This is a genomic window from Streptomyces sp. CC53 (genome assembly GCF_001865245.1).
In the GTDB taxonomy this organism is placed as follows: domain Bacteria; phylum Actinomycetota; class Actinomycetes; order Streptomycetales; family Streptomycetaceae; genus Streptomyces.
Genome location: NZ_MKXB01000105.1, coordinates 59,967 through 85,114 on the forward strand (window position 1 = coordinate 59,967; position 25,148 = coordinate 85,114).

General features: G+C 72.2%; 29 protein-coding genes. 11 read left to right on the top strand and 18 right to left on the bottom strand.

Translation table 11 applies throughout. The features are described from left to right. Nucleotides 1-64: 64 nt before the first annotated feature. From folP to BJP40_RS09995, 5 genes are all read left to right on the top strand, one after another. Nucleotides 65-931, top strand: a complete 867-nt coding sequence (gene folP / locus BJP40_RS09975; protein WP_071280059.1) for a dihydropteroate synthase — start codon at nucleotides 65-67, stop codon at nucleotides 929-931. Further along, complete coding sequence (locus BJP40_RS09980; protein ID WP_071280060.1) at nucleotides 928-1,389, top strand: nuclear transport factor 2 family protein; 462 nt, start codon at nucleotides 928-930, stop codon at nucleotides 1,387-1,389. The genes folP and BJP40_RS09980 overlap by 4 nt, the downstream gene beginning before the upstream one ends. 167 nt (nucleotides 1,390-1,556) lie before the next feature. Then, nucleotides 1,557-1,916: a dihydroneopterin aldolase gene (folB, locus tag BJP40_RS09985; RefSeq protein WP_071266198.1), complete on the top strand. Its 360-nt coding sequence runs from the start codon at nucleotides 1,557-1,559 to the stop codon at nucleotides 1,914-1,916. After that, complete coding sequence (gene folK / locus BJP40_RS09990; RefSeq protein WP_071266196.1) at nucleotides 1,913-2,512, top strand: 2-amino-4-hydroxy-6-hydroxymethyldihydropteridine diphosphokinase; 600 nt, start codon at nucleotides 1,913-1,915, stop codon at nucleotides 2,510-2,512. Before folB ends, folK begins: the two co-directional genes overlap by 4 nt. A gap of 56 nt (nucleotides 2,513-2,568) precedes the next feature. Beyond that, a complete protein-coding gene (locus BJP40_RS09995) occupies nucleotides 2,569-3,054 on the top strand; it encodes a DUF3180 domain-containing protein (RefSeq protein WP_071266194.1) in 486 nt (161 codons plus the stop codon). A 9-nt stretch (nucleotides 3,055-3,063) separates the two neighbouring features. Here the strand turns inward: BJP40_RS09995 and BJP40_RS10000 are convergent, their stop codons facing one another. The 7 genes from BJP40_RS10000 to dacB all read right to left on the bottom strand — a co-directional run bounded on the left by BJP40_RS10000 (nucleotide 3,064) and on the right by dacB (nucleotide 11,706). Next, entirely contained in the window at nucleotides 3,064-4,032 is a 969-nt protein-coding gene (locus BJP40_RS10000) for a hypothetical protein (RefSeq protein ID WP_226962892.1), read from the bottom strand. 112 nt (nucleotides 4,033-4,144) lie between these two features. Continuing rightward, on the bottom strand, nucleotides 4,145-4,750 hold the full coding sequence (gene folE, locus BJP40_RS10005) for a GTP cyclohydrolase I FolE (protein ID WP_071266192.1): 606 nt from the start codon (nucleotides 4,748-4,750) through the stop codon (nucleotides 4,145-4,147). 105 nt (nucleotides 4,751-4,855) lie between these two features. Next, complete coding sequence (gene ftsH / locus BJP40_RS10010) at nucleotides 4,856-6,889, bottom strand: ATP-dependent zinc metalloprotease FtsH (protein WP_071266190.1); 2,034 nt, start codon at nucleotides 6,887-6,889, stop codon at nucleotides 4,856-4,858. 242 nt (nucleotides 6,890-7,131) lie between these two features. Then, a complete protein-coding gene (gene hpt, locus BJP40_RS10015; RefSeq protein WP_071266204.1) occupies nucleotides 7,132-7,671 on the bottom strand; it encodes a hypoxanthine phosphoribosyltransferase in 540 nt (179 codons plus the stop codon). A 52-nt stretch (nucleotides 7,672-7,723) separates the two neighbouring features. Next, nucleotides 7,724-8,734, bottom strand: coding sequence for a tRNA lysidine(34) synthetase TilS (tilS, locus tag BJP40_RS10020; RefSeq protein WP_071280061.1), 1,011 nt, complete (start codon nucleotides 8,732-8,734; stop codon nucleotides 7,724-7,726). Nucleotides 8,735-9,025: 291 nt separating this feature from the next. Further along, a complete protein-coding gene (locus BJP40_RS10025) occupies nucleotides 9,026-10,159 on the bottom strand; it encodes a zinc-dependent metalloprotease (RefSeq protein ID WP_071280062.1) in 1,134 nt (377 codons plus the stop codon). A 71-nt stretch (nucleotides 10,160-10,230) separates the two neighbouring features. Beyond that, nucleotides 10,231-11,706: a D-alanyl-D-alanine carboxypeptidase/D-alanyl-D-alanine-endopeptidase gene (gene dacB, locus BJP40_RS10030; protein ID WP_071280063.1), complete on the bottom strand. Its 1,476-nt coding sequence runs from the start codon at nucleotides 11,704-11,706 to the stop codon at nucleotides 10,231-10,233. A 149-nt stretch (nucleotides 11,707-11,855) separates the two neighbouring features. Between dacB and BJP40_RS10035 the strand changes: the two genes are divergently transcribed. From BJP40_RS10035 to BJP40_RS10045, 3 genes are all read left to right on the top strand, one after another. Continuing rightward, the gene (locus tag BJP40_RS10035; protein WP_071274243.1) at nucleotides 11,856-12,350 is read left to right on the top strand and encodes an inorganic diphosphatase; all 495 of its coding nucleotides are present in this window, start codon (nucleotides 11,856-11,858) and stop codon (nucleotides 12,348-12,350) included. A 158-nt stretch (nucleotides 12,351-12,508) separates the two neighbouring features. Beyond that, nucleotides 12,509-14,185, top strand: coding sequence for a threonine/serine exporter ThrE family protein (locus tag BJP40_RS10040; protein ID WP_071280064.1), 1,677 nt, complete (start codon nucleotides 12,509-12,511; stop codon nucleotides 14,183-14,185). A 605-nt stretch (nucleotides 14,186-14,790) separates the two neighbouring features. Then, the gene (locus BJP40_RS10045) at nucleotides 14,791-15,771 is read left to right on the top strand and encodes a DUF368 domain-containing protein (protein WP_071280065.1); all 981 of its coding nucleotides are present in this window, start codon (nucleotides 14,791-14,793) and stop codon (nucleotides 15,769-15,771) included. A 179-nt stretch (nucleotides 15,772-15,950) separates the two neighbouring features. Here the strand turns inward: BJP40_RS10045 and BJP40_RS36260 are convergent, their stop codons facing one another. The 6 genes from BJP40_RS36260 to BJP40_RS10075 all read right to left on the bottom strand — a co-directional run bounded on the left by BJP40_RS36260 (nucleotide 15,951) and on the right by BJP40_RS10075 (nucleotide 20,943). Next, the gene (locus tag BJP40_RS36260; RefSeq protein ID WP_371258620.1) at nucleotides 15,951-16,142 is read right to left on the bottom strand and encodes a hypothetical protein; all 192 of its coding nucleotides are present in this window, start codon (nucleotides 16,140-16,142) and stop codon (nucleotides 15,951-15,953) included. A gap of 48 nt (nucleotides 16,143-16,190) precedes the next feature. Next, nucleotides 16,191-16,952: a MerR family transcriptional regulator gene (locus BJP40_RS10055; RefSeq protein ID WP_071280067.1), complete on the bottom strand. Its 762-nt coding sequence runs from the start codon at nucleotides 16,950-16,952 to the stop codon at nucleotides 16,191-16,193. An 85-nt stretch (nucleotides 16,953-17,037) separates the two neighbouring features. Continuing rightward, nucleotides 17,038-17,679 (bottom strand): PadR family transcriptional regulator, encoded by a 642-nt coding sequence (locus BJP40_RS10060; protein WP_071280068.1) that lies wholly within the window; start codon nucleotides 17,677-17,679, stop codon nucleotides 17,038-17,040. A gap of 64 nt (nucleotides 17,680-17,743) precedes the next feature. After that, nucleotides 17,744-18,292 (bottom strand): DinB family protein, encoded by a 549-nt coding sequence (locus BJP40_RS10065; protein WP_071280069.1) that lies wholly within the window; start codon nucleotides 18,290-18,292, stop codon nucleotides 17,744-17,746. Between the two features lie 172 nt (nucleotides 18,293-18,464). After that, nucleotides 18,465-19,922: an aldehyde dehydrogenase family protein gene (locus BJP40_RS10070; protein WP_071280070.1), complete on the bottom strand. Its 1,458-nt coding sequence runs from the start codon at nucleotides 19,920-19,922 to the stop codon at nucleotides 18,465-18,467. 139 nt (nucleotides 19,923-20,061) lie between these two features. Further along, the gene (locus tag BJP40_RS10075) at nucleotides 20,062-20,943 is read right to left on the bottom strand and encodes a helix-turn-helix transcriptional regulator (RefSeq protein ID WP_071280071.1); all 882 of its coding nucleotides are present in this window, start codon (nucleotides 20,941-20,943) and stop codon (nucleotides 20,062-20,064) included. A gap of 288 nt (nucleotides 20,944-21,231) precedes the next feature. Here BJP40_RS10075 and BJP40_RS10080 point away from each other — a divergent pair, with 288 nt between their 5' ends. Continuing rightward, a complete protein-coding gene (locus tag BJP40_RS10080) occupies nucleotides 21,232-21,741 on the top strand; it encodes an ATP-binding protein (RefSeq protein ID WP_071280072.1) in 510 nt (169 codons plus the stop codon). A gap of 391 nt (nucleotides 21,742-22,132) precedes the next feature. On the opposite strand, the gene BJP40_RS10085 is transcribed toward BJP40_RS10080, so the two are convergent. The 5 genes from BJP40_RS10085 to rpmG all read right to left on the bottom strand — a co-directional run bounded on the left by BJP40_RS10085 (nucleotide 22,133) and on the right by rpmG (nucleotide 24,526). After that, a complete protein-coding gene (locus BJP40_RS10085) occupies nucleotides 22,133-22,372 on the bottom strand; it encodes a DUF397 domain-containing protein (RefSeq protein ID WP_071272976.1) in 240 nt (79 codons plus the stop codon). A 341-nt stretch (nucleotides 22,373-22,713) separates the two neighbouring features. Further along, the gene (rpsR, locus tag BJP40_RS10090) at nucleotides 22,714-22,959 is read right to left on the bottom strand and encodes a 30S ribosomal protein S18 (protein ID WP_071280073.1); all 246 of its coding nucleotides are present in this window, start codon (nucleotides 22,957-22,959) and stop codon (nucleotides 22,714-22,716) included. A 3-nt stretch (nucleotides 22,960-22,962) separates the two neighbouring features. Next, nucleotides 22,963-24,102 (bottom strand): GTP-binding protein, encoded by a 1,140-nt coding sequence (locus BJP40_RS10095; protein ID WP_071280074.1) that lies wholly within the window; start codon nucleotides 24,100-24,102, stop codon nucleotides 22,963-22,965. Then, nucleotides 24,102-24,356: a type B 50S ribosomal protein L31 gene (locus BJP40_RS10100; protein WP_071272984.1), complete on the bottom strand. Its 255-nt coding sequence runs from the start codon at nucleotides 24,354-24,356 to the stop codon at nucleotides 24,102-24,104. The genes BJP40_RS10095 and BJP40_RS10100 overlap by 1 nt, the downstream gene beginning before the upstream one ends. A gap of 5 nt (nucleotides 24,357-24,361) precedes the next feature. Beyond that, nucleotides 24,362-24,526: a 50S ribosomal protein L33 gene (gene rpmG, locus BJP40_RS10105; protein ID WP_026252351.1), complete on the bottom strand. Its 165-nt coding sequence runs from the start codon at nucleotides 24,524-24,526 to the stop codon at nucleotides 24,362-24,364. A gap of 63 nt (nucleotides 24,527-24,589) precedes the next feature. On the opposite strand from rpmG, the gene rpmB reads away from it, so the two are divergent. Continuing rightward, a complete protein-coding gene (gene rpmB, locus BJP40_RS10110; RefSeq protein WP_071280075.1) occupies nucleotides 24,590-24,826 on the top strand; it encodes a 50S ribosomal protein L28 in 237 nt (78 codons plus the stop codon). Next, on the top strand, nucleotides 24,826-25,131 hold the full coding sequence (gene rpsN, locus BJP40_RS10115) for a 30S ribosomal protein S14 (RefSeq protein WP_071280076.1): 306 nt from the start codon (nucleotides 24,826-24,828) through the stop codon (nucleotides 25,129-25,131). Before rpmB ends, rpsN begins: the two co-directional genes overlap by 1 nt. The last annotated feature ends 17 nt before the right edge of the window (nucleotides 25,132-25,148 follow it).

A 25,148-nucleotide genomic window follows, 5' to 3' on the forward strand; every position in this document is an offset into this window, starting at 1 on the left:
CCGCCCACCCCGCGCGCCGCACACCCGCGGCGCCCCCGGCGGCCCACGGGCCTAGGCTGGGGGCATGAGTACGCTGCGTGCACGGGGCACAGTCCCAGGCCTGCCGGAGTGGGACCGCTGTGCGGTCATGGGCGTCGTCAACGTGACACCCGACTCCTTCTCCGACGGCGGCCGCTGGTTCGACACCACCGCGGCCATCAAACACGGCCTGGAGCTCGTCGCCCAGGGCGCCGACCTCATCGACGTCGGCGGCGAGTCCACCCGCCCCGGCGCCACCCGGGTCGACGAGGAGGAAGAGCTGCGCAGGGTCGTACCCGTCGTACGGGGCCTGGCCTCCGAAGGCGTCACCCTCTCCGTCGACACCATGCGCGCCGGCGTCGCCCACAAGGCCGTCGAAGCCGGCGCCGCACTCGTCAACGACGTCAGCGGCGGCCAGGCCGACCCCGACATGATCGCCACCGTCGCCGCCACCGGCGTCCCCTTCGTCGTCATGCACTGGCGCGGCTTCAGCGAGAACATGAACAGCCTCGCCGTGTACGACGACGTCGTCACCGACGTCCTCGGCGAACTCCGGACCCGGCTCGAAGCCGTCACCGCCGGCGGCATCGCCCCCGAGAACCTCATCGTCGACCCCGGCCTCGGCTTCGCCAAACAGGCCCACCACGACCTGGCCCTCCTCGCCCGCCTCGACGCCCTGCGCGCCCTCGGCCACCCCCTCCTCGTCGCCGCATCGCGCAAGCGCTTCCTGGGCCGCGTCCTCGCAGGAGGCGACGACCACACCCCGCCCCCCGCACGCGAGCGGGACGCTGCCACCGCCGCGGTCTCCGCGATCGCCGCCCACGAAGGCGCCTGGGCCGTCCGGGTACACGACGTACGGGCGACCGCCGACGCCGTCCGGGTGGCCCGCGCCATCGAAGGCGCGACCCCATGAGCGAGGCACGCACCGACACGGAAGCCGTCGAGCTGGCCAACACCGCCTTCTACGACGCGGTGGAACGCGGCGACTTCGAGAAGGTCGCCGACCTCTGGCTGGACGACGGCCACGGCGACGTCTCCTGCGTCCACCCCGGCTGGCCCGTACTCTCCGGCCGCGGCGAGGTCCTCCGCTCCTACGCCCTGATCATGGCGAACACCGAGTACATCCAGTTCTTCCTCACCGACGTGCACGTCTCCCTCGCCGCCGACACCGCCGTCGTGACCTGCACCGAGAACATCCTCAGCGGCGGCCCCGCCGAAGACGGAGCCGAGCTCGGACCCCTCGTCGGCCAGCTCGTCGTCGCCACCAACGTCTTCCGCCGCACCCCGGACGGCTGGAAGGTCTGGTCCCACCACGGATCACCCGTCCTCGCGGAATCCGACGACGAAGAAGACGACGAGGACACCGTGTGAACCTCGCGATGCCACCGCGCCGAGTGGGTAAGCGAAGCCATGTGGGCCCCCGGCAGGGGCCGCGTACGGACCGCGTCAGTACCCGAAGGTAGATTCGAACCGTGGCACCCGAACCGTCCGCACCCGGCCGAGTGCCCGCCAGACCTACGACAGCAGGAGTGATTCGTGTGGATCGTGTCGCGCTGCGCGGCCTGAGGGCCCGCGGGCACCACGGCGTCTACCCCAGGGAGCGGGAAGAGGGCCAGACGTTCATCGTGGACCTGGTCATGGGCCTCGACACCCGGCCCGCCGCCGCCGACGACGACCTGGCGAAGACCGTGCACTACGGCATCGTCGCCGAAGAGGTCGTCGACGTCGTGCAGGGCGAACCGGTCGACCTGATCGAGACCCTCGCCGAACGCATCGCCCAGCAGTGCCTCAAGCACGACGGCGTCAAGGAGGTGGAGGTCTGCGTCCACAAGCCGGACGCCCCCATCACCGTCCCCTTCGACGACGTCACCATCACGATCACCCGGAGCCGCGCATGAACCGCACACCCAGCGACCCGACGGTCCAGCCGGTCCCCGCCTCCGTGACCGCCCAGGTCGACGCGGCCGACACCACGCTCTCCAATCCCAAGCGAGCCGTCCTGTCCCTCGGCGGCAACCTCGGGAACCGCCTGGAGAACCTCCAGGGCGCCATCGACGCCCTGGAGGACACCCCCGGCGTCCGCGTCAAAGCCGTCTCCCCCGTCTACGAGACCGAGCCCTGGGGCGTCGAGCCGGGATCCCAGCCGTCCTACTTGAACGCCGTGGTGATCGTGAAGACCACCCTGCCCCCCTCCTCCCTCCTGGAGCGCGCCCACGCCGTGGAGGAAGCCTTCCACCGGGTCCGCACCGACCGCTGGGGCGCCCGGACCATCGACGTCGACATCGTCGCCTACGCCGACGAGACCTCCGACGACCCCGCCCTCACGCTCCCGCACCCGCGCGCCCGCGAACGGGCCTTCGTCCTGCGCCCCTGGCTCGACGTGGAGCCCGACGCCACCCTGCCCGGCGCCGGCCGGGTCGCGGACCTCCTGGCAGGCGTGGGCGAGGCAGGCGTGGTCGCCCGCGGCGACCTGGAACTCCGACTGCCCGACTGACCGTTGTCCCCACAGCACGTCGACACCACCGCACGGAACGGACACGAGGGACACCGGTGAAGCAACTGCGGGTCAAGGTACTGGCCGGACTGTTCCTGGCGGCCGGCGTCCTGTCCTGGGGCGGCGCACGCCTGTGGGACTCGCTCGGCACCCTGCCGAGCGTCCCCCTGGCCGCTCCGATCGTCCTCGCAGCCATCGCCGCGGTCCTCCTCGCCACGGCGCTGTCCCTGCGCGCCCGGCTGAAGGCCCAGCGCGAACGCCGCCCCGGCGCGAAGGGCGTGGAACCCCTGATGGCGGCCCGCGCCGTGGTCTTCGGCCAGGCCAGCGCGCTGGTCACGGCCGTGGTCAGCGGCATGTACGGCGGCGTGGGCGTGTTCCTGCTGGGCTTCCTGGATGTCCCCGCCCGCCGCGACCAGGCCCTCTACGCCGGGCTGGCCGTCGCCGCAGGCATCGCGGTCATCGCGGCCGCCCTCTACCTGGAGCGCGTCTGCCGGCTCCCCGAGGACGACGAACCCCCTGGCGCCTCGCCCACAAGGGCGTGAGGCCCCCCGCTACCAGGGCTGCCGCACCAAACGCCCGTTCGCCGGGAAGCCGGGGTGCGGGTCGGGCCGGTAGCTGGAGAAGGTGAACGGCTTCGCCCCCGGAGAGGGGCGGGGCCGTGCTTCTCGGACCTGTACCCGGGTGGACTCATGCAGGTGCAGCGGGTGCTGCTCGGGCACGAAGGTGCCGCGGCTCGCCCAGCGGTCGGAGATGTAGAGCCGCGAAGCCCGCCCTCGCACCTTGCTGGGCGTGAAACGGGCTCCGATGATCGCGGCCCATTCACGGAGAAACGGAACATTGGCGCTCACCACGACACGCCCCCCTGAGGGCAGCTTGACCTCACAGCCGTCGCCGTCAACGTAGCCGTCCATGAAACCCGCGAAGGTCTCGGAATCCCGCAGGACCACTCGGGGGAAATACTGCCGCATATGATGCGGATCCCCGCCCACATATTGCCTGACCAGATCGGACAGGTACGAAGACACCACCCGGACCCGGAAACCGGGCACGTCGCGCTGGAGATACCCCGACGGCCGCGTCACGCTCTCCAAGCGCGCAGGCAGCCCCGTACACGCCGTCGTAGCGGCCGCGAAGCGGGAGGCGAAATCCTCCTCGTTCACGATGAGGGAGATGTAGTTCTTGCCGACCGTCCCGTCGGCACACAGGGCGCCGACGAAATAGCCGAACGCGTAGCCCGACGTGATCGTGAGCCGCTCCCGGCACAGCTTCCGCGCCGGCGTCCACGCGACGGGCAGCCCCGCGGCGTCGCGAGCGGTGACCCAGCCGTAAGGCGTCGCGAGCAGGAGATCGGGGCCGGCGAGGAAGGCCGCCCTGCCCGTCACCACCTCCACGGCATCCCTGGCCTTGACGGCCGCCACGCCCACCACCGTGGTCGGTACGGTCCGCATGCCATTCAGCGTCCACAGGGCCTGCCCTGCGGTGACCGTCTTGGCCTGGGCGCAACCACCGACGAGATTCACCAATTGCTTGCTGGTAAGCCCATACCCCATATCGCACCACCCCTTGACCAGCGATCCGCTCCACTGATCAAGACGATATGGGGCACCGGCAGCAGGCTGCCCTTTTCCCTGCCTATCCGGCCAGTATCAGAGACATCGCCTCGGCGCGCGTCGTAGAATCCCGCAGCTGTCCGCGCACTGCGGACGTCGTCGTCTTCGCCCCCGGCTTGCGGACGCCTCTCAGCGACATGCACATGTGCTCGGCCTCGATCACGACGATGGCGCCGCGCGCTTCCAGGATCTCCATCAGGGAATCGGCGATCTGCGTCGTCAGCCGCTCCTGCACCTGCGGCCGCCGGGCAAAGACATCGACCAGACGGGCCAGCTTGGACAGCCCTGTGATTTTGCCCGATTCGGCGGGAATGTAACCAATATGAGCTACGCCATGAAATGGTAGGAGATGATGCTCACATGTCGCTGTCACGTCAATATCCTTGACGAGCACCATTTCATCATGCCCGATATCAAAGGTCGTGGTCAGAACTTCCTCGGGCTTCTGCCAAAGCCCCGCGAAAAGCTCCCGATATGCCCGCGCCACGCGCGCGGGCGTTTCCCGCAGGCCCTCGCGATCGGGGTCCTCTCCGACCGCGATGAGGAGTTCGCGTACGGCATTCTCGACGCGCTTCTCGTCGTACTCGCCGATCGTGCCGTCGCCGTCCAGTGTCACCGGGTCGGTCATGTGTGCCTCGTTCCGTCTTGCGTGAAGTGCCTGGAGTGGAAATGCCGCGCCCCCACAGGCTAGAACCTGGGGGGCGCGGCATGCATTCCGGGGCCGGGTGCGAGGTCAGCCCTCGGGGCGCTCCTCGGGGGCCGGCTCGGCGGCCTTGGTGGTGTCCACCGCGGTGGCCGAGGCGGCCGTGGCGGTCGACGGGGTGGCGCCGTTGGTGAGGGCCAGTTCCTTCGGAGAGAGGACCGGCGGACGCGTGGAGGGCGTGCGCCGGGAGGAGCCGGTCCAGGCCGGGCGCGGCGGGCGCTTCACGATGGGGGCGAAGATCTCGGCGATCTCCTCCTTGCCCAGCGTCTCCTTCTCCAGGAGGGCGAGGACCAGGTTGTCGAGGACGTCGCGGTTCTCGACGAGGATCTCCCAGGCCTCGTTGTGGGCGGCCTCGATGAGCTTCTTGACCTCTTCGTCGACCAGCGCGGCGACTTCCTCCGAGTAGTCGCGCTGGTGGGCCATCTCGCGACCGAGGAAGGGTTCGGTGTTGTCGCCGCCGAACTTGATCGCGCCGAGGCGCTCGGTCATGCCGTACTGGGTGACCATCGCGCGGGCCGTGGCGGTGGCCTTCTCGATGTCGTTGGCGGCGCCGGTGGTCGGGTCGTGGAAGACCAGTTCCTCGGCGGCGCGTCCGCCCAGCATGTAGGCGAGCTGGTCGAGCATCTCGTTGCGGGTGGTCGAGTACTTGTCCTCGTCCGGGAGGACCATCGTGTAGCCGAGGGCACGGCCGCGGGACAGGATGGTGATCTTGTGGACGGGGTCGGAGTTGGGGGAGGCCGCGGCGACGAGGGCGTGTCCGCCCTCGTGGTAGGCGGTGATCTTCTTCTCCTTGTCCGACATGATGCGGGTGCGCTTCTGCGGACCTGCGACCACGCGGTCGATCGCCTCGTCGAGCATGTGGTTGTCGATGAGCTTCTTGTCGCTGCGCGCGGTGAGCAGGGCGGCCTCGTTGAGGACGTTGCTCAGGTCGGCTCCGGTGAAGCCGGGGGTGCGGCGGGCGACGGCGGCCAGGTCGACGTCGGGCGCGACGGGCTTGCCCTTCTGGTGGACCTTGAGGATCTCCAGGCGGCCCTGCATGTCGGGGCGGTCGACGGCGATCTGGCGGTCGAACCGGCCGGGGCGCAGGAGTGCCGGGTCGAGGATGTCGGGGCGGTTGGTGGCGGCGATGAGGATGACGCCGCCCTTGACGTCGAAGCCGTCCATCTCGACGAGGAGCTGGTTCAGGGTCTGCTCGCGCTCGTCGTGGCCGCCGCCGAGGCCGGCGCCGCGGTGGCGGCCGACGGCGTCGATCTCGTCGACGAAGACGATGGCGGGGGCGTTTGCCTTGGCCTGCTCGAACAGGTCGCGGACACGGGAGGCGCCGACGCCGACGAACATCTCGACGAAGTCGGAGCCGGAGATCGAGTAGAAGGGGACGCCGGCTTCGCCTGCGACGGCGCGGGCCAGGAGCGTCTTGCCGGTGCCGGGGGGGCCGTAGAGCAGGACGCCCTTGGGGATCTTGGCGCCGACGGCCTGGAACTTGGCGGGTTCCTGGAGGAACTCCTTGATCTCGTGGAGTTCCTCGACGGCTTCTTCTGAGCCGGCGACGTCGGCGAAGGTGGTCTTGGGGGTGTCCTTGGTGATCAGCTTGGCCTTGGACTTCCCGAAGTTCATGACCCGGGAGCCGCCGCCCTGCATCTGGTTCATCAGGAACAGGAAGACCAGCACGATGAGGACGAACGGCAGCAAGGACAGCAGGACGGAGACGAAGGTGCTCTGCTTGGTCGGTGAGATCGTGTAGCCCTTGTCGATCTCACCTGCCTCGAACTTCTGCTGCAGTGTGGCGGCCAGGTCGGAGCCTTGGGTTCCGATGTAGCTGGCCTGGACCTTCTCCTTGCCGTCGATCTTCTGGCCGTCCTTGAGGTCGACCTTGATCATTTGTTCGTCGCCGGTGGTCAGCTTGACCTGCTCGACCTGGTTCCTGTCGATCGCCTGGACGACCTTGCCGGTGTCCACCGTCTCGTAGCCAGTGCCCGAGCCGACGACCTGCATCAACACGACCACGGCGAGGACGGCCAGCACGATCCACATGACCGGCCCACGGAAGTATCGCTTCACGTCCATCCATACGGAGCGGTGCCGCCCCGTCCCTCCTGCCCGTAGGTAAATGCTGCTGTGAGAGTAAGCGGTGCTGTCAGTTCAGCACTGGTGTGGGGGATAGCTGTTCTTCGGACGGTACCCCAGCGCGGCCGTCATGGCTGCTTTCCCCTCGTCCAACGCCGGGGGAGGGGTCAGGGTTCCCCGTGCCGCCCGCAGCCGGAGGGGCCGCGGGCGGACGGGGTCCGCGCGGGTGCCGCACCGCGGTGTCAGCCGCCGTAGACGTGCGGTGCGAGGGTGCCGACGAACGGCAGGTTGCGGTACTTCTCGGCGTAGTCGAGCCCGTAGCCGACGACGAACTCGTTGGGGATGTCGAAGCCGATCCACTTCACGTCGATGGCGACCTTGGCCGCCTCGGGCTTGCGCAGCAGGGTGCAGACCTCCAGGGAGGCCGGCTCGCGCGAGCCGAGGTTGGAGAGCAGCCAGGACAGGGTCAGTCCCGAGTCGATGATGTCCTCGACGATCAGGACGTGCTTGCCCTTGATGTCGGTGTCCAGGTCCTTGAGGATGCGGACGACCCCGGAGGACTGGGTGCCGGCGCCGTACGAGGAGACGGCCATCCAGTCCATGGTGACAGGGGTGGACAGGGCGCGGGCCAGGTCCGCCATCACCATGACGGCGCCCTTGAGGACGCCGACGAGGAGCAGGTCCTTGCCGGCGTACTCGGCGTCGATCTTGGCGGCCAGCTCGGCCAGCTTCGCGTCGATCTCTTCCTTGGTGATGAGCACCGACGCGAGGTCGGCACCCATGTCGTTCTGGTTCACCCGGGTCACTTTCGTTGCGGCCTGCGGCGGCCTTCGGTCAGCCTTGCCGGATGACCAGTCTGCCACCCTGGCGGCGCGCGACGACGCGGCCGGGCAGATTGATGGCTCCCTGGCCCCGCCAGCCGGTGATCAGCCGGTCGAGTTCCTCGACGTGCCGGGCGAAGAGGGAGCCGGCGGGGGCTCCTTCAGCGATGGCGGCGCGGCGCAGGACCCGGCGGCGCACGGCCGGGGGCAGGGCGTGGAGCTTGGCGCATTCCAGTCGGCCGGCTTCGTCGCGTACGGTCGCGTCGGCCTGGGCGGCCCAGGTGTCGAGGGCGTCGGCGTCGTCGCGGCAGAGCTGCGCGGTGCGGGCAAGGGCTTCGACGACGCCTTTGCCGAGGGACTTCTCCAGGGCGGGGAGCCCTTCGTGCCGGAGACGGGACCGGGTGTAGGCGGGGTCGGCGTTCATGGGGTCGTCCCAGACGGGGAGGGACTGCGCGAGGCACGCCGTGCGGGCGGTCTGCCGGTCGAGCTGGAGGAAGGGGCGGCGGTAGCGGCGGGCGGGTCCGGTGACGGCGGCCATGCCGGACAGGGAGCGGATGCCGGAGCCCCGGGCGAGGCCGAGGAGGACGGTCTCGGCCTGGTCGTCGCGGGTGTGGCCGAGGAGGACGGCGGCGGCGCCGTGCCGTTCGGCCGCTTCGTCGAGTGCGGCGTAGCGGGCGTCGCGGGCGGCGGCTTCGGGGCCGCCCGTGCGGCCGACGGTCACGGTGAGGGCCTCGACGGGGTCGAGTCCCAGGGCGGTGAGCCGGGAGGCGACTTCGGCGGCGCGGAGGTCGGAGCCGGACTGGAGGCCGTGGTCGACGGTGATGCCGCCCGCGCGGACGGCGAGCTTGCGGGCCTCGAAGGCGAGGGCGGAGGCGAGGGCCATGGAGTCTGCGCCGCCGGAGCAGGCGACGAGGACGAGGGGACGGCGGCCGTCGCCGGTGGTCTCGGAGTGTTCGGAGAGGACGTCGTGGAGTACGCGGCGAACCGCCAGGCGTATCGCCGCGACCGCAGGATGGGGACCCATGTCCGGTGCCCTTCGTGGAGTTGGGGGGTGCCTCGGTCGGAGTCTTAACGGTCGGAACGGGGGGTTCGGTCACTCACTCCGTCACGCAGAGTGCGTCGATGGTGACAGAACAGGGCCGTTTCCCCGAGGATCGCACGCCTATCCCTCGCCCACGGTCCCTCGGATGGGTGATGGGCGGCGTTTCTGCGGTCCTGGACCGGAATTGTGCCCTCCGTATCCTGCTCGGTTGCTGCGTCGTACTGTTCGGTTGCGGCGGCCCGGACACCGGTCCGCCGCGGCCCGGGGGCGCCGTCAGTCGGCGCGGCGGTGCACGCGGGCGATCCAGTCCGCGGGGCGGGCGATCTCCGCCTTCGTGGGCAGGGTGTTCGGCGAGGTCCAGACGCGGTTGAAGCCGTCCATGCCGACCTCGTCGACGACCGCGCGGACGAAGCGCTCGCCGTCGCGGTACTGGCGGAGCTTGGCGTCCAGGCCGAGCAGCTTGCGCAGGGCCTGGTCGAGGCGCGAGGCGCCGCGGGCGCGCCGCTGCTGGAACTTCTCGCGGATCTCCAGCACGGACGGGACGACCTGGGGGCCCACTCCGTCCATCACGTAGTCGGCGTGGCCTTCCAGCAGCGACATGACCGCGGTGAGCCGGCTGAGGATCTCGCGCTGCTCGGGGCTCTGGACGAGGTCGACGAGGGAGCGGCCGTCGTGGCCGTCGTCTTCCGGGCGGGCTCCGGTGAACGCCTGGGCGGCCTCTCGGAGGCGCTCCAGCACGGTGGCCGGGTCGACGTCGGTGGCGCCGAGGAAGGACTGGATCTCGCCCTGGAGGTGGTCCCGCAGCCAGGGCACTCCGGTGAACTGGGTGCGGTGCGTCTCCTCGTGAAGGCTGACCCAGAGGCGGAAGTCGTGGGGGTCGACGGCGAGCTCCCGCTCGACGTGGACGATGTTCGGCGCGACCAGGAGGAGTCGGCCCGCTCCGTCCGGTCCGGCCGGGAGTTCGCCGGTGCCGGGCGCGAAGGTCTCGTACTGGCCGAGGACGCGGGAGGCGAGGAAGGACAGCAGCATGCCGAGTTCGACGCCGGTGACCTTGCCGCCGACGGCTCCGGCGACGGCGCCCCCGGCGGTGCCGGAGCGGCGCTCGGCCATCTTGTCGAGGAGGGGTTTGAGGAGCTCCCGGAAGCCGGCGACGTTGGCGCGGATCCAGCCGGGGCGGTCGACGACGAGGACGGGGGTGTCCGCGGGTTCGTGGCCCTCGGGGATCATGCGGGTGAAACCGCGGACGTGCTCCTCGGACGCCTTCGCGTGGCGTCGCAGTTCCGCGACGACCTGGCGGGCTTCGTCGCGGCTGACCTCGGGCCCCGGGCGTACGAAGCGGGTCGCGGTCGCGACGGCGAGGTTCCAGTCGACCATCCCGTAAGAAGCGGCACCACCGATGCTCGTCATGCGTCAACCGTACGTGCTCCGCGGCACATCGGTGAGGGCGCGAGGGCGGGCGGAGTACGGCTCGTGGGGGTCTACGCGCGCGTGGCGGATGTGGTCAGGGCGGTGGCGAGGGCGTCGAGGGCCGGCTGGGCGGCGTACGGGGAGGGGGTGTCGGAGGCGAGGAAGGCGAAGGCCAGGAGCCGGCCGTCCGGAGTGGCGGCGAGGCCGGAGAGCGCGTTGACGCCGGTCAGGGTGCCGGTCTTGGCGCGGACGAGGCCGGCGCCGGGCGAGTCGGGGCCGTAGCGCTCCTTGAGGGTGCCGCTGAAGCCTCCGACGGGGAGACCGGTGAGGACCGGGCGCAGGGCTGGGCGGCCGGGGTCGGCGGCGCGGACGAGGAGGGTGGTGAGGAGGCGGGCGGAGAGGCGGGTGCGGCGGTCCAGGCCGCTGCCGTCGGTGATGCGGGCGCCGTCGAGGGGAATGCCGAGCCGGGCCAGTTCGGCGCGTACGGCGGCGCCGGCGCCGCTGAAGGTGGCGGGGTGGCCCGTGGTGCGGGCGGTGTGCCGGGCGAGAGCCTCCGCGAGGTCGTTGTCGCTGTGGGTGAGGGTGCGTTCGACGAGGGCGGAGAGCGGCGCGGAGCGGGTGCGGGCGAGGACGGTGGCGCCCTGGGGGCTGCGGGCGGCCTTGGGGACGCCGGTCAGGGCGACGCCTTCGGCGCGCAGTAGCGCGGCGAAGGCGCGGGCGGTGTCGCCGGCGGGGTCGGTGGAGCGGGGGGCGGGGCCGTGGGCGGAGCCGTCGAGGCGGGCCGCGTCGGTCATGAGCGCGGTGACGGGGGCCAGGTTCGGGTTGACGCCGATGGGGTGGCGGGCGGGGCCGGTGAAGAGGGAGGTGTCGTAGGTGAGGGCGGCGGGCCGGGGGGCCTTCGCGCCGTCCGGGGGTGCGGTGCGCAGGGCGCGGGCGGTGTCGCGGGCCAGGACCGCGAGGCGGGAGCGGTCCAGGGTGGGGTCGCCGCCGCCTACCAGGGTGAGGCGCCGGGGGTCGGCCGGGTCTGCGGTGACGGTGGTGGTGAGCCGGTGGCCGGGTCCGAGGGCGGAGAGCGCGGCTGCGGCGGTGGCGAGCTTGACGGTGGAAGCGGGGGTCATGGGGGTGGTGTCGCCGCTGCCGTACAGCGGGCGGCCGGTGGTCGCGTCGACGACGGAGGCGGTGCGCAGGGGGCCGAGGCCCGGGTCGCGCAGCAGCGGGCCGAGCGCGGCGGCGAGACCGGCTTCGGTCGTGGCGGTCGCGCCGGGCGGGGCCGTCGCTGCGGGTGCGGCGGGGGCCGTGAGGGCGGTGAGGACCGGGGGCGCGCTGGGGGCGGGCTTCGGCGCGGGCCGGGTGGGCGCGGGCGCCGGGGCGGGTGTGCCGGGCCCGTGATGTGCGCCACCTGTGCGGCCGGGGGCGGCCGCGCGGAGCCGCTCGGCCGTACGCTGGCCCCCGTCCCAGGGCCCGGCCAGTCCGGCCGCCGTGGCGGCCAGGACCAGTCCGAGGACGGCGGAGACCGCCGTCAGACGCAGGACCTTCCGCTCCGGCACGGCTGACCAGCCCCTTTCGCGAGCACGTGGTGGCGTGAGGGACACTTAACCACCGAGCTGGGCCGCGATCACGACCTGCCGGAGCCTTCGGCGCCGGGTCGCGTCCGTCCAGTCACCCGACACTGTGCTGATCCTTGGAGGAGCCACCCGTGGAGTTCGACGTCTGCATCGAGATTCCGAAGGGTTCGCGGAACAAGTACGAGGTGGACCACGAGACCGGTCGTATCCGTCTCGACCGCCACCTGTTCACGTCGACGGTCTACCCGGCCGACTACGGCTTCGTCGAGGGCACCCTGGGTGAGGACGGCGACCCGCTGGACGCGCTGGTCATCCTCGACGAGCCGACCTTCCCCGGCGTGCTGGTGAAGTGCCGCGCCATCGGCATGTTCCGCATGACGGACGAGGCCGGCGGCGACGACAAGCTGCTGTGCGTCCCGGCGGGCGACCCGCGGATGGACCACCTGCAGGACATCCACAACGTGCCGGAGTTCGACCGTCTGGAGATCCAGCACTTCTTCGAGGTCTACAAGGACCTGGAGCCCGGCAAGTCCGTCGAGGGCGCGAACTGGGTGGGCCGCGCCGAGGCGGAGGCCGAGATCGAGGCGTCCGTGAAGCGCCTGGCGGCGCAGGGCGGCGCTCACTGAGCAGGCCCTCTTGGTCCGTGTGGCGGGCGGTGCACCTGTGAGGTGCGCCGCCCGCCTCGCGTTGTGTCGTGGTTCCGTGCCCATACTGGGCGGGGCGGGGGGCATACGAGGGGGACGGGGGCGAACGGACGGGCAGCGGAAGTGAGGGCAGGGCGCGAGTGGTGGCGGAGCAGCCGCACGGTGACGAGGAGGACCGCAAGCCGCAGTCGGACGAGGCGCACAGCGCCTTCACTCCGCCTGCCGGGGTGCAGGCCCCCGGGCTTTCCGAGGACGATCACCCGACGTCGGAGTTCGCCCTCCCGGAGGGTCTGGAGGGGCTGACCGAGCACGCGGACGAGCAGGAGGGGTCGGCGTTCGCGCCGCCGTCGACCTGGACGACCGCCACGTTCGACGCGCGCCTGGCCCATCCGGCGTACACGCCGGCGCAGGGCGGGCCCGCGGTGCGGCTGTCGAAGGACGCGCCGTGGCAGGACCGGATGCGCACGATGCTGCGGATGCCGGTGGGCGACCGGCCGGTGCCCGAGGCGATCCAGCGGCAGGAGGAGGGCAGCGGCCCGGCGGTGCCGCGGGTGCTGGACCTGACGCTGCGCATCGGTGAGCTGCTGCTGGCCGGCGGTGAGGGCGCGGAGGACGTCGAGGCGGCGATGTTCGCGATCTGCCAGGCGTACGGCCTGGACCGCTGCGAGCCCACGGTGACGTTCACGCTGCTGTCGGTGACGCACCAGCCGTCGCTGGTGGACGACCCGGTGACGGCCAGCCGGACGGTGCGGCGGCGGGGCACGGACTACACGCGGCTGACCGCCGTCTACCAGCTGGTCGCGGACATCAGCGCGACCGATCACGACGTGACGCTGGAGGAGGCGTACCGGCGGCTCGCGCTGATACGGCGCAACCGGCACCCGTACCCCGGGTGGGCGCTGACGACCGCTGCGGGCGGCCTGGCCGGGGCGGCCTCGGTGCTGCTGGGCGGCGGTCTGTGGGTGTTCCTGATCGCGGCGGCCGGGGCGATGCTGGGCGACCGGCTGGCCTGGCTGGCGGCGGGGCGCGGCCTGCCGGAGTTCTACCAGTTCGCGGTCGCGGCGGTGCCGCCCGCGGCGCTGGGTGTGACGGTGAGCCTGCTGCACTGGGACCTGCGGCCGTCGGCGGTGATCACCGGTGGGCTGTTCGCGCTGATCCCGGGGCGGGCCCTGGTGGCGGCGGTGCAGGACGGACTGACGGGCTTCTACATCACGGCGTCGGCGCGGCTGCTGGAGGTCGCGTACTTCTTCGTCGCGATCGTGGTGGGCGTGCTGACGGCGCTGTACGTGGGGGTGCAGCTCGGCGCGAAGCTGAACCCGGAGGGCACGGTCGCGCCGGTGGAGCGGCCGGGGGTGCAGATCGCGGCGGCGATGGTGCTGTCGCTGACCTTCGCGGTGCTGCTCCAGCAGGAGCGGTCCACGGTGCTGTTCGCGATGCTGAACGGGGCGGTGGCGTGGGTGGTGTTCGCAGCGATAGCGGTGACGGCGAACGGGTCGGCGGTGCTGGCGACGGCGGTGGCGGCCGGGCTGGTGGGTCTCTTCGGGCAGCTGACGGCGCGGTACGAGCACACGTCGTCGCTGCCGTACGTGACGGCGGCGATCGGTCCGCTGCTGCCCGGTTCGGCGACGTACTACGGGGTGCTGAACATCGCGCAGAACCGTATCGACGCGGGCTTCGCGTCGCTGGCGCGGGCGGCCGCGCTGGCGCTGGCCATCGCGATCGGCGTGAACCTGGGCGGTGAGCTGGCGCGGATGTTCCTGCGTGCGCCGGGCTCGGCGGCGTCGCGCCGGGCGGCGAAGCGGACGAGGGGCTTCTGACCGGTGCCGGCCACTGCCGGCCGCACGTCGGGGCCGCCCCGGCCGCACCGGCCGGGCGGTCCTCCGTACCGTCGCGTGCGGCGGTAGCGGGCGGGCTCCCGGAACGGCCGCGCGGGGGCGAACGGGCGCCGGGTGACGGCCTCGTGCGCGCGGACAGGCGCTGGGGGTGACAGCCGCGCGCGGGGGCGGACGGGCGCCGGGGTGAACAGCCGCGACGACAAGCGGGCGCCCGTGACCGCCACCGGAGCGGGCGGGCGACCCGGTGCGGCCCCGCCGGCAGGGGGCGCCCGGTGAAGGCAGGGGGCGCCCGGCCGCGACCGCCGGGAGGAGCAGGTGCGCCCAGTGGGCGGACGGGAGCAGCGGGTGCCCGGTGGGCGGGCGCAGGAGCAGGTGCCCAGCGGGCGGACGGGAGGAGCAGGCACCCCGTGGGCGGGAGCCGGGCGAGTGCCCCGGTGCGCGGACGGCCGGGCTTGGCTGCGGAGCCGGGCGGTCCGCGCACCGGGGCCGGGAGCGCCGACAGGTGGACCTCCTAGGATGGTTGTCACCCTCCACCCGCCTCCAGGACGGTCCGCGCTGGCGCCGTCCCGCTACGAAACCGGGAGACCATGGCTAAGCTGGCCGGCCCCCATCTCTTCAACATGTTCCGCGGCTCCCTCATCGGGGCTGCCGAGGCCGTGCCGGGCATCAGCGGCGGCACCGTCGCCCTGATCACGGGCGTGTACGAGAAGCTCATCGGCGGTGCGGGCCACCTGACGAGCGCCGTGCGCATCGCCGCGTCGGACCTGCCCCGTGGCAGGGGCGGGGCGAGGGCCCGCGCCGAGGCGGGGAAGGTCGACTGGCAGGTCGTCGTCCCGCTGCTGATCGGCATGGGAGCGGCGCTGGTGCTGGCCGCGAAGCTGCTCGCCCCGCTGATCAAGGAGCACCCGCAGTACGCGTACGCGGTGTTCTTCGGCCTGGTGCTGGCGTCGCTGTACGTGCCGTACTCCAGCTCCGGTCGGCGCTGGCGTCCGCTGGACTACGTGCTGGGGCTCGCGGTGGCCGTGGGGAGCTTCGTGCTGACGGGGCTGCCGCCCGCGCAGGTGCCCACCCACCCGCTGATCGTTGCCGCCGCGGGCGCCGTGGCGATCTGCGCCCTGGTCCTGCCGGGGGTCTCGGGCTCCTTCCTGCTGCTGACGCTGGGCCTGTACGAGCCGACGATCGACGCCGTCAACGAGCGGGACTTCGGCCACCTCGGGGCGTTCGCGATCGGCTGCCTGATCGGGCTGGCGCTGTTCGTGAAGCTGCTGAAGTGGCTGCTGGAGAACTACCACCACATGACGCTGGTCGTGATGACCGGTCTCATGGCGGGCTCCCTGCGGGCCCTGTGGCCGTGGCAGGACGAGGACCGCACGCTGCTCGCCCCGAGCGGCGAGGTGGCCCTGACGTTCGGGCTCGCCGCGGTCGGCGCCCTGGTCGTGATCGCCGTCCTGGTGGTGGAGCACCGGGCGAAGGCCCGCGCGCTGTCCGCCCCGGCCGGGCGCGGCCGGCACGCGCGCGTCCCGGCGCCGGACCAGCAGTACGCCGGTGACGGGGCCCGCAGGGGCTGACCTCCACCGGCGGTGGACACGGCGCCGCCCGGCCCCCTCGCGGGGTGCCGGGCGGCGCCGCACTCGTGTACGGGCACCCCGGGGAAGGGCCGCCGGCCCGATCCGGGACCGGACGGACCGATCCGGGACCGGCGGCCGGGGCCGGTCGAACCGGTTGCGCACCGGCGGGCCCGCCGGGATCAGCGGCCCACCGGTGCGGCCTCCCGCGCCTCCCCTGCGGACGCGGGACGGCTCCGCCTGCGTACGGCTCCGGCACCGCGCCCGGTCAGCCTGCCGCGCACGGCGAGGCGGGCGTACCGGAAGTCGGCGAGGCGGGCCGCGAGCAGACCGGCCCGGCCCCGGTCGGCGCCGTCCGGCAGCAAGTCGGACATGCCCCCGGACGGCCCGGCGTGCCGCACGCCCCCGGGCGCGGGCGGGCGTCAGGCGCTCCTGCGGTCCGCGTTGGCGTGGATCGCCGCACGCAGGTGCTCGGCGAGCCCCGGACGCATCGCGTCGTAGAACGCCTTGAAGCGCTCGTCCTCCACGTACATGTCCGCGAGGCACCGCTGCATCGCGTAGGGGCACTCGTAGTACCAGCGGTTGATGCTCTGCCGGTGCTCCTCGGCCATGTCCATGGCCCGCTCGGAGGTCGGCTCCTCGCCGTCCTCCATGAGCGCGGCGTAGCGCGCGCCCCAGTCCTTCGCCTCGTCCTGGACGCGCTGCCAGTCCTCCTTGGTGTAGCGGGAGGTGCGGCGCTGCGACTCCTTGTACGCGTCGGTACCGCCCCAGCGCTGCTCGGTCTCCTCGGCGTACTGGTCGGGGTCGTGGTCCCCGAACACCTCGAACTTCTCCTCAGGCGTGAGATTGATGCCCATCTTCCTGGCCTCCAAGGCGTGTTCGACGGCCTCGGCCATCTTCTGCAGTTCGTCGATCCGCGCGGTCAGCAGGCGGTGCTGGCGCCGCAGGTGCTCCTGCGGGTCCGCGTCCGGGTCGTCGAGCAGGGCCGTGACCTGGTCGAGCGGGAAGCCGAGCTCCCGGTAGAACAGGATCTGCTGCAGCCGGTCGAGGTCCTCGTCCTCGTAGCGGCGGTGCCCGGAGGCGCTGCGGCCGCTCGGGCGGAGCAGCCCGATCTCGTCGTAGTGGTGCAGGGTGCGCACCGTGACCCCGGCGAAACCGGCGACCTGTCCCACGGAATAGCTCATGGCCGTCCCGCTCCCTTCCTTCGGTACGTCCTCAAGCCTGGGTCCTCACGCCACGTGAGGTGCAAGCCGGAAGAGCGGGCCGCTGTCAGATGCGGTCGCCGGGGTGCGGCACGCCGGTCGCGTACGGGTTGTCCTGGCCGTCGGCGAGGACGCCGCGGAAGGGCTCGCCCTCGCCCGCGAAGGTGTACGCGCCGCCCTCGATGCGGTCGATGAGGCCGCGGGTCCAGGCGGCCCCGGCGTCGGCCTGGTGCAGCCACAGGTGCATGATCTCCCCGATGTGGCCGAGCTGCTCGGCACCGCCCTCGGGGAGGTACTCCCCGGTGACCGTCGCCCGCCACCGCTCCAGGCCCTCGACGCGGCGCCGCAGCAGGGCGACGACCTCCCCGCGCGGCAGGTCGACGAGGAAGCCCAGAGCGGCCGTGAGGCTGTCGGGCTTCTGGTCGTGGGCGGTCAACGCCTTCCGCAGGAGCGCGAAGTACTCCTCGGTGCCCTTGTCGGTGATCTCGTACTCGGTGCGCGGCGGGCCCCCGGCCGTGCTGGGCGCGGTCTCGTGGGCCCGCAGCAGCCCCTGCTTCGCCATCTGCTTGAGCGCGTGGTAGATCGACCCCGGTTTGGCGTTCGACCACTCGTGGGCGCCCCAGTACTCCAGGTCGTTGCGGACCTGGTAGCCGTGCGCCCGCCCGTGCTGGCGCACGGCCCCGAGGACCAGGAGCCGGATCGCCGACATGCCCGCACCGTCCCTTCACGCCTGTCATGGGCTGTGGGACGAGGGTACGGGCACGCCGCGGCCGCTACGACGCCTGCCCGTCCCGCTCCAGGGCGATGAGCTCGAACGACGTCTTCCCGTCCAGGGACTCGCGGATGATGTCGGCGTGGCCGGCGTGCCGCGCGAACTCCTGCACCAGGTGCAGCGCGAGCCAGCGCACGGAGACCCGGCCGTCCTTGGGGAACCAGGGCGCCTCGGGCAGCGGGAACGTGTCGTCCAGGCTCGGCACCGCGCGGACGAACTCCTCGGTCTCCTTGACGACGCCGTCCCAGTACGCGAGCACGCCGGGGACGGTCTCCTCGCCGATCAGCCGGAACCCCTCGTGCCAGGTGTCCTGCGTGCGCTGCCGCTCGTTCGGCCGCTGCTGGGCCAGCCGGAGCCAGTTCAGCTCCACCTCGGCCGCGTGCTTGAGCAGGCCGGACAGGGACAGCTCGCTGGCGCTGGGGCGGCTCGCCGCCTGCTCCTCGGTGAGCCCGAGCACCGCGCGGCGGAGCGCGTCGCGCTGCGCCGCCACGAAGGAGAGCAGCGCGCCGCGCTCGTCGCCGTGCGCCTCTGCGGGGACAAGAGCAACCATGACGGGTCCGCCTTTCGTTCCGTATCGGCGTGCCGCCCACCTGGCGGCACGCCCGTCGGCCGGTGCGACCTGGCGTCCGCCCCGCCGCACCGCCGACCTGACGGGGCTCACGTTACGGACCGAAGAGGTCAGATCCTGTCCGCTTCGCCGGACGGTCGGCGCCCGGAGGGGATCAGAACGGGAATCCGCTGCGCCGGTGCTGGATGGAGATCCACTTGTAGGTGGTGAAGGCGTCCACCGTGGCCTCGCCGTTGAGGCGGCCGACGCCGGAGTGCTTCTCCCCGCCGAAGGGGACGATGGGCTCGTCGTGGACGGTGCCGTCGTTGATGTGGATCATGCCGGTGCGGATGCGCTGGGCGAGGCGCACGCCGCGCTCGATGTCCCCGGTGTGGACGGCGCCGCTGAGCCCGTACGGGGTGTCGTTGGCGATCCGCACGGCCTCGTCGTCCCCGTCGAACGGGATGATCAGGGCGACCGGGCCGAAGATCTCCTGGGACAGGACGGCCGCGCCCTCGGGCACGTCGGTGAGGACGGTCGGGGGGACGACGTTGCCCTGGGTGCGACCGCGCACCAGCGGGGTGGCGCCCGCGGCGACCGCCTGCTCCACGATGGACGTGACCGCCTCGGCCTGGGCGGCGCTGATGAGGGGGCCGACGTGAGTCTCGGGGTCGGCGGGGTCGCCGCTCCTGAGCGTCTTCACCTTGGCGACGTACTTCTCGGTGAACGCGTCGGCGACGGAGCGGTCCACGAGGACGCGGTTGGCGGCCATGCAGACCTGGCCCTGGTGCACGAACCGGCTGAAGACGGCGGCGTCGACGGCGTAGTCCAGGTCGGCGTCGTCGAGGACGACGAGGGCGCTGTTGCCGCCGAGCTCCAGCACGGCCCGCTTGAAGTGGGCGGCGCAGACGCCGGCGACGTGCCGGCCGACCCGGTCGGAACCGGTGAAGGAGATCACCGACGGCACCGGGTGCTCCAGCAGCGCGTCCCCGATCTCCGCGATGTCGGTCACGACGACGTTGAGCAGACCGGGCGGCAGGCCCGCGTCCTCGAAGATCTTCGCGATGAGCGTGCCGCCGAGGACGGGGGTGTTCTGGTGCGGCTTGAGCACGACGCCGTTGCCGAGGGCCAGGGCCGGGGCGACCGACTTGATCGACAGGAAGAAGGGGAAGTTGAAGGGGCTGATCACGCCGACGACCCCGGCGGGGATGCGGTAGACCCGGTTCTCCTTGCCGTCGATGGGCGACGGCAGGATGCGGCCCTCGGCCCGCAGCGCGAGGCTCATGGACTCCCGTATGAACTCCTTGGCGAGGTGGATCTCGAAACCCGCCTTGAGGCGCGTCCCGCCCAGCTCCGCGACGATCGCCTCGGTGATCTCGGCCTCGCGGTCCTCGATCAGCCGCAGCGCGCGCTCGAAGACGGTGCGCCGGGCGTACGGGTTGGTCTCGGCCCAGGCGCGCTGCGCTCTCTCCGCGGCGCGGTACGCCTGGTCCACCTCGTCGACGGTGGCGACGGTGAGGGAGGCGAGCTTCTCCTCGTTGTACGGGTTGACGTCGATGATGTCCCAGGAGCCGCCGCCGGGCCGCCACTCGCCGTCGATGTACTGCAGGGCCAGATCTGTGAAGTAGGACATGCCATCCCTTCCGGAGGCCGACGGAAGGACCGGGGTGAGGCCCTCCGAGCCGGCTGCGCCGAGCGCCTGTGATGGAACGTCATCCTACGTGTGGGGCAGACGAGTTGGAGGTCACCGGCAGATGAACCGGGGGGACGGCTCAGATCAGCTGGAGCAGCCCCCTGAGGACGTCGCGGCTCCCCTCGGGGTCCGGGCTGTCCTCGCGCAGCCGGTCCATCGCCCGCTCGTACTGGGCGACCTCCTCGGGCTTGTCGATGTACAGCGCGCCCGTCAGCTGCTCCAGGTACACGATGTCGGAGAGGTCGGACTCGGGGAACCGCAGCATGGTGAAGGCACCGCTCTCCCCGGAGTGCCCGCCGAAACTGAACGGCATCACCTGGAGGGTGACGTTGGGCTGCTCGGAGATCTCGATGAGGTGCTTGAGCTGCTCGCGCATGACGGCCCGGTCGCCGTACGGGCGGCGCAGCGCCGCCTCGTCGAGAACGGCGTGGAACTGCGGGGCGCGTTCGGACACCAGGACCTTCTGCCGCTCCAGCCGGAGTGCGACCCGGCGGTCGATCTCGGCCTGGGGTGCGCCGGGCATGCCCCGGGCGACGACGGCGTGGGCGTACGCCTCCGTCTGGAGCAGTCCGTGGATGAACTGCACCTCGTAGATGCGGATGAAGGAGGCGGCGCCTTCGAGGCCGATGTAGGTCTGGAACCAGCCGGGCAGCACGTCGCCGTAGCTGTGCCACCAGCCCGCGATGTTGGCCTCGCGGACGAGGCCGAGGAGCGCCTCGCGCTCCTGCTCGTCGGTGACGCCGTAGAGCGTCAGCAGATCTTCGACGTCCCTCGCCTTGAAGCTCACCCGGCCCAACTCCAGACGGCTGATCTTTGATTCGGACGCGCGGATCGCGTATCCCGCGGCCTCGCGCGTGATGCCGCGCGACTCGCGCAGTCGCCGGAGCTGGGAGCCCAGCAGTATGCGGCGTACGAGGGAGCCGCCCGATTCCTTCGCGGTCACCTTTCCAACCCTCCCCATCGCTGGTGTGTACGACGGAGCGCCCCCAAGCCCCGAGGAAGCGGATTCTGCCACCAAAACGCTTCAGCCCGTACGCGAACGATTACAGAGTGAGCAACTCTTCGGCCACACCCGGAAGTTGGGCCGGGGGAAGATATGGCCAGAAACTCCGTGCGCCGGGACACGTCGGGCGCGTGCACGTGCATCTGCCCTTGCATCTGCCCCTGCCTTTCGGAACGATGGTCCCCGCGCACCTGCGTAACCGTTCGTGTTGTAGCACCACAGCCGCGAAATCGGGGAGTGCCTCGCATGGGGACGAATGGATCGACCATGCTCGCGCCGTTAAGGCAGGGGCTTCCTCCGATCGACGCCGCGTCCGTGTCCAGCTCCGCGTCCTGCGCGCTGCCCGCCCGGTACGAGGCCGTGCGCGGTGCCCGCCAGTTCACGGACACGACCCTGGCGCAGTGGAACCTGAGCGACCGGTTCGATGACGTGGCGCTCGTCGTGTCGGAGCTGGTGACCAACGCCCTGCGGCACGCGCTGCCCGCCGACACCCCGCGGGACCACCCGCACGACCCGCCGGTACGGCTGCACCTCATACGCTGGGCGAGCCGCCTGGTGTGCGCGGTGCGCGACCCGAGCCCGCAGACGCCGCGGACGCCGGAGCCCCGGACGGCCGAGGAGGACTTCTCGGCGGAGTCCGGGCGCGGGCTGTTCCTCGTCGAGTCGTTCAGCGACAGCTGGGGCTGGCACCCCCTGGCGGGAACCCTGCACGGCAAGGTGGTCTGGGCGCTGTTCCGACTGCCGGACGGCCCGTAGGACACAGGTACGGCGAGCGCACGGCACCGCGAACACGAGGGGCTCCGGGACCGGGGCCCCTTTTCCCGTACCCCGTACCCCGTACCCCGTGCCCCGTGGCGCGTCACGCCCGTCGGGACCGGTACGGACCGGCCGGGACCGTACGCACCCGTCGCGACCGGTACGGGTAGCGGGGCGAGCGCACACCGGGCAGCCGCCCCATGCCGCCGGGCCGGGCGCCCCCCGGGCCGGGCGCCCCCCGGGCCGGGCGCCCCCCGCCGCCCGGGCAGCCCACAGCAGGCGGGGACCGCACGCCGAGGAGGGGCCGCCCAGCGCGAGGGCGGCCGCGCGCGGGCGCGGCCGGACCGCCCACCGCGCCACCCGCCCCGCGTGGTGCAGCCCGCCCCTCGGGTCAGATGTCGACGAGGTGGTCGAACTCGCCGTCCTTCACGCCGAGCAGCATCGCCTCGATCTCCGCGGGCGTGTAGACGAGTGCGGGCCCTTCGGGAAACCGGGAGTTGCGCACGGCCACGCCGCCTCCTGGCAGTTTCGCGAACTCCACACACGAGCCCTGGGAGTTGCTGTGCCGGCTCTTCTGCCAGACGACCCCATGAAGCTCTGTGGCTGCCATGCCGTTGTACACGTGGTGCACAGGACGCTCCCCGAGTCACATGAGTTGCATGAGTTGCCTTGAGTCACTGCTGTTGCACTAGTCAACTATCCGGGATCATAGTCGCGTTCACTTGCAGGTGCATGAGCAGATGCACGTGCACGGGGGGTGGTCCTCCGACTACACAGACGCGCGAGAAGCCCCCCAGGCTCCCTCCACTTGTACCCATACGGAAAACGCCCGCCGACCGGCGGGCGCACAGGAGGCAAAAAAGGGGCCCTCACCGCGGCGGACACGGTGAGGGCCCCGGGTGGGCCCCGGCGGGGAGGACGACCGGGACCCGGCGGATCCAGGTCACATGGATCCGAGCCGGAAAAGGCGGGTCAGCGGGCCGGGGACCCGTACGGCAGCAGCGCCATCTCGCGGGCGTTCTTGACGGCGCGGGCGATCTGCCGCTGCTGCTGGGCGGTGACGCGGGTCACCCGGCGGCTGCGGATCTTGCCGCGGTCGGATATGAACTTCCGCAGCAGGTCGGTGTCCTTGTAGTCGATGTACGTGATGCCGTCGCGGTCCAGCGGGTTGGGGCGGGACTTGACGGGCTTCCGGTCGCCGGAGCGGCGCGGGGGCATGGTTCAGACCTCCAGGAGGGCGTCGAAGGCGGGCGGGAGCAGCTTCCAGGCCGAGCGGCCGGCGGCGTACTCCGCGTCGGTGAGCAGGCAGGAGTCGAGCACTTCGGCGAGCCCCTCGCGGTCCAGTCCCGGGGAGACGAAGACGAGGTGCTGGCAGCGGTCCCCGTGCTCGGGGTCCCAGTCCAGGGCGGCCGCGGCACGGCGCACCGGCGGGACCATCTCCCAGGCGGCGTCCGGCAGCGAGGCCAGCCACGGCCCGGCGCTCTCCACGCACAGGGCGCCGCCCGCCGCGTCCCAGTGCAGCAGGGTGTCCGGCCGGTCGGCGAGCCAGAACCGGCCGCGGCTGCGGGCGGCGGCGCAGGTCAGGTCCTCCAGCGCCGCGTACAGCCGCTCGGGGTGGAAGGGGCGCCGACTGCGCCACACGTACGTGGCGACGCCGGCGGCGTCGGCCTCCTGCGGCAGCAGGGCGCAGGCCGGGTGCTGGGCGGCGGCCGCGGCCTCCACGTCGAAGCCGGCCAGCACGGCGCCGGCCAGGTCACCGTCCGGCAGGGCCACGCGGCGGGCGGTGGGGTGCAGCTGGGCGAGCAGCTCGCGGTCCTCGTCGTCGGCCTCGTCGCTCTCCAGGACGGCGAGGACGGGCGCGTATTCCAGCTGGCGCGCCCAGGTGTCGGCGACGGTCCGCTGGTCGGTGGGCGCGGCGGCGAGGCCGGCGTCCGCCAGGTCGTCGCCGTTGCCGAGGTACGGCAGGACCAGTGCGGGGTCCACGGCGGTCACGACCCCGGTCAGGTCGAGCCCGGCGGCGGCGACGACCTCGGCCATCGCCTTGGGTTCGACGGAGTCCCACAGCTCGACGACGGCGAGCCGGGTCAGGCCCGCGTCGGCCAGCCGCTGCAGCTCGGGCACGAGGTCCTCGCGCAGGGCGCAGCAGGCGCAGTCGTTGACGAGGGGCGTCTCGCCGTGGGAGAGCACGCCGGTGGCGTCGCGGACGGTGCGGAGGACCGCGCCGCGCTCGGCGGCGGCGGACAGGTCGTGGTGGAGGGCCACGCTGCCCGGGACGGTGGCAAGGAGCCGTTCGACGGCGGCCCTGCGGGCATCGGTGTGGAGCCCGCCGACGACGGCGACGGACAGGGGGACGGACGGCATCAGCGCGCCCCGCGCTGCCCGTAACGCTGCTCGAACCGCTCCACGCGACCGGCGGTGTCGAGGACGCGGGCCTGCCCGGTGTAGAAGGGGTGGCTCGCGGAGGAGATCTCGACGTCGACGACGGGGTAGGTGTGGCCGTCCTCCCACTCGATCGTCTTGTCGCTGGTCATGGTCGACCTCGTGAGGAAGGCGAGGCCGCCGGCCTTGTCGCGGAAGACGACGGGGCCGTACGGGGGGTGGATTCCGGGCTTCACGGGGCTCAGCGCTCCTCTCGGAAGTCGACGTGCCGGCCGACGACCGGGTCGTACTTGCGCAGGGTCAGGCGGTCGGGGTCGTTCCGGCGGTTCTTGCGGGTGACGTAGGTGTAGCCGGTGCCGGCGGTGGACCGGAGCTTGATGATCGGGCGGAGTTCGTTGCGGGCCATGTGGCTAAGATAGATGGAAATGGTTTCCATTACCAAGTCAGTTCCCGAGAGGTAGGTCACCCCTTGTCCGCCCACTGCCAGCTGACCGGCGCCCAACCCGGCTTCGGCAACCGCATCTCGCACTCGCACCGGCGCACCCCGCGCCGCTTCGACCCGAACATCCAGCGCAAGCGCTACTGGCTGCCCAGCGAGGGCCGGTACGTACGCCTCACGCTCAGCACCAAGGGCATCAAGACCATCGACGTCATCGGCGTCGAGGCCGCCGTGGCCCGCATCCGCGCCCGAGGGGGGAAGATCTGATGGCGAAGAAGAGCAAGATCGCACGCAACGAGCACCGCAAGACCGTCGTCGAGCGGTACGCCGCCCGCCGCGCCGAGCTCAAGGAACTGATCCGCCGCCCCGGCACGCCGGAGGCCGAGCGGCTCGCCGCGCAGGCCGAACTGCGCCGCCAGCCGCGCGACGCCAGTGCGACACGGGTGCGGAACCGGGACAGCGTGGACGGCCGGCCGCGCGGTCACCTGCGGCAGTTCGGGATGTCCAGGGTGCGGGTCCGCGAGTCCGCGCACGCGGGCTTCCTGCCCGGGGTGCGCAAGTCCTCCTGGTAGCACGGCCGCACGCGGCG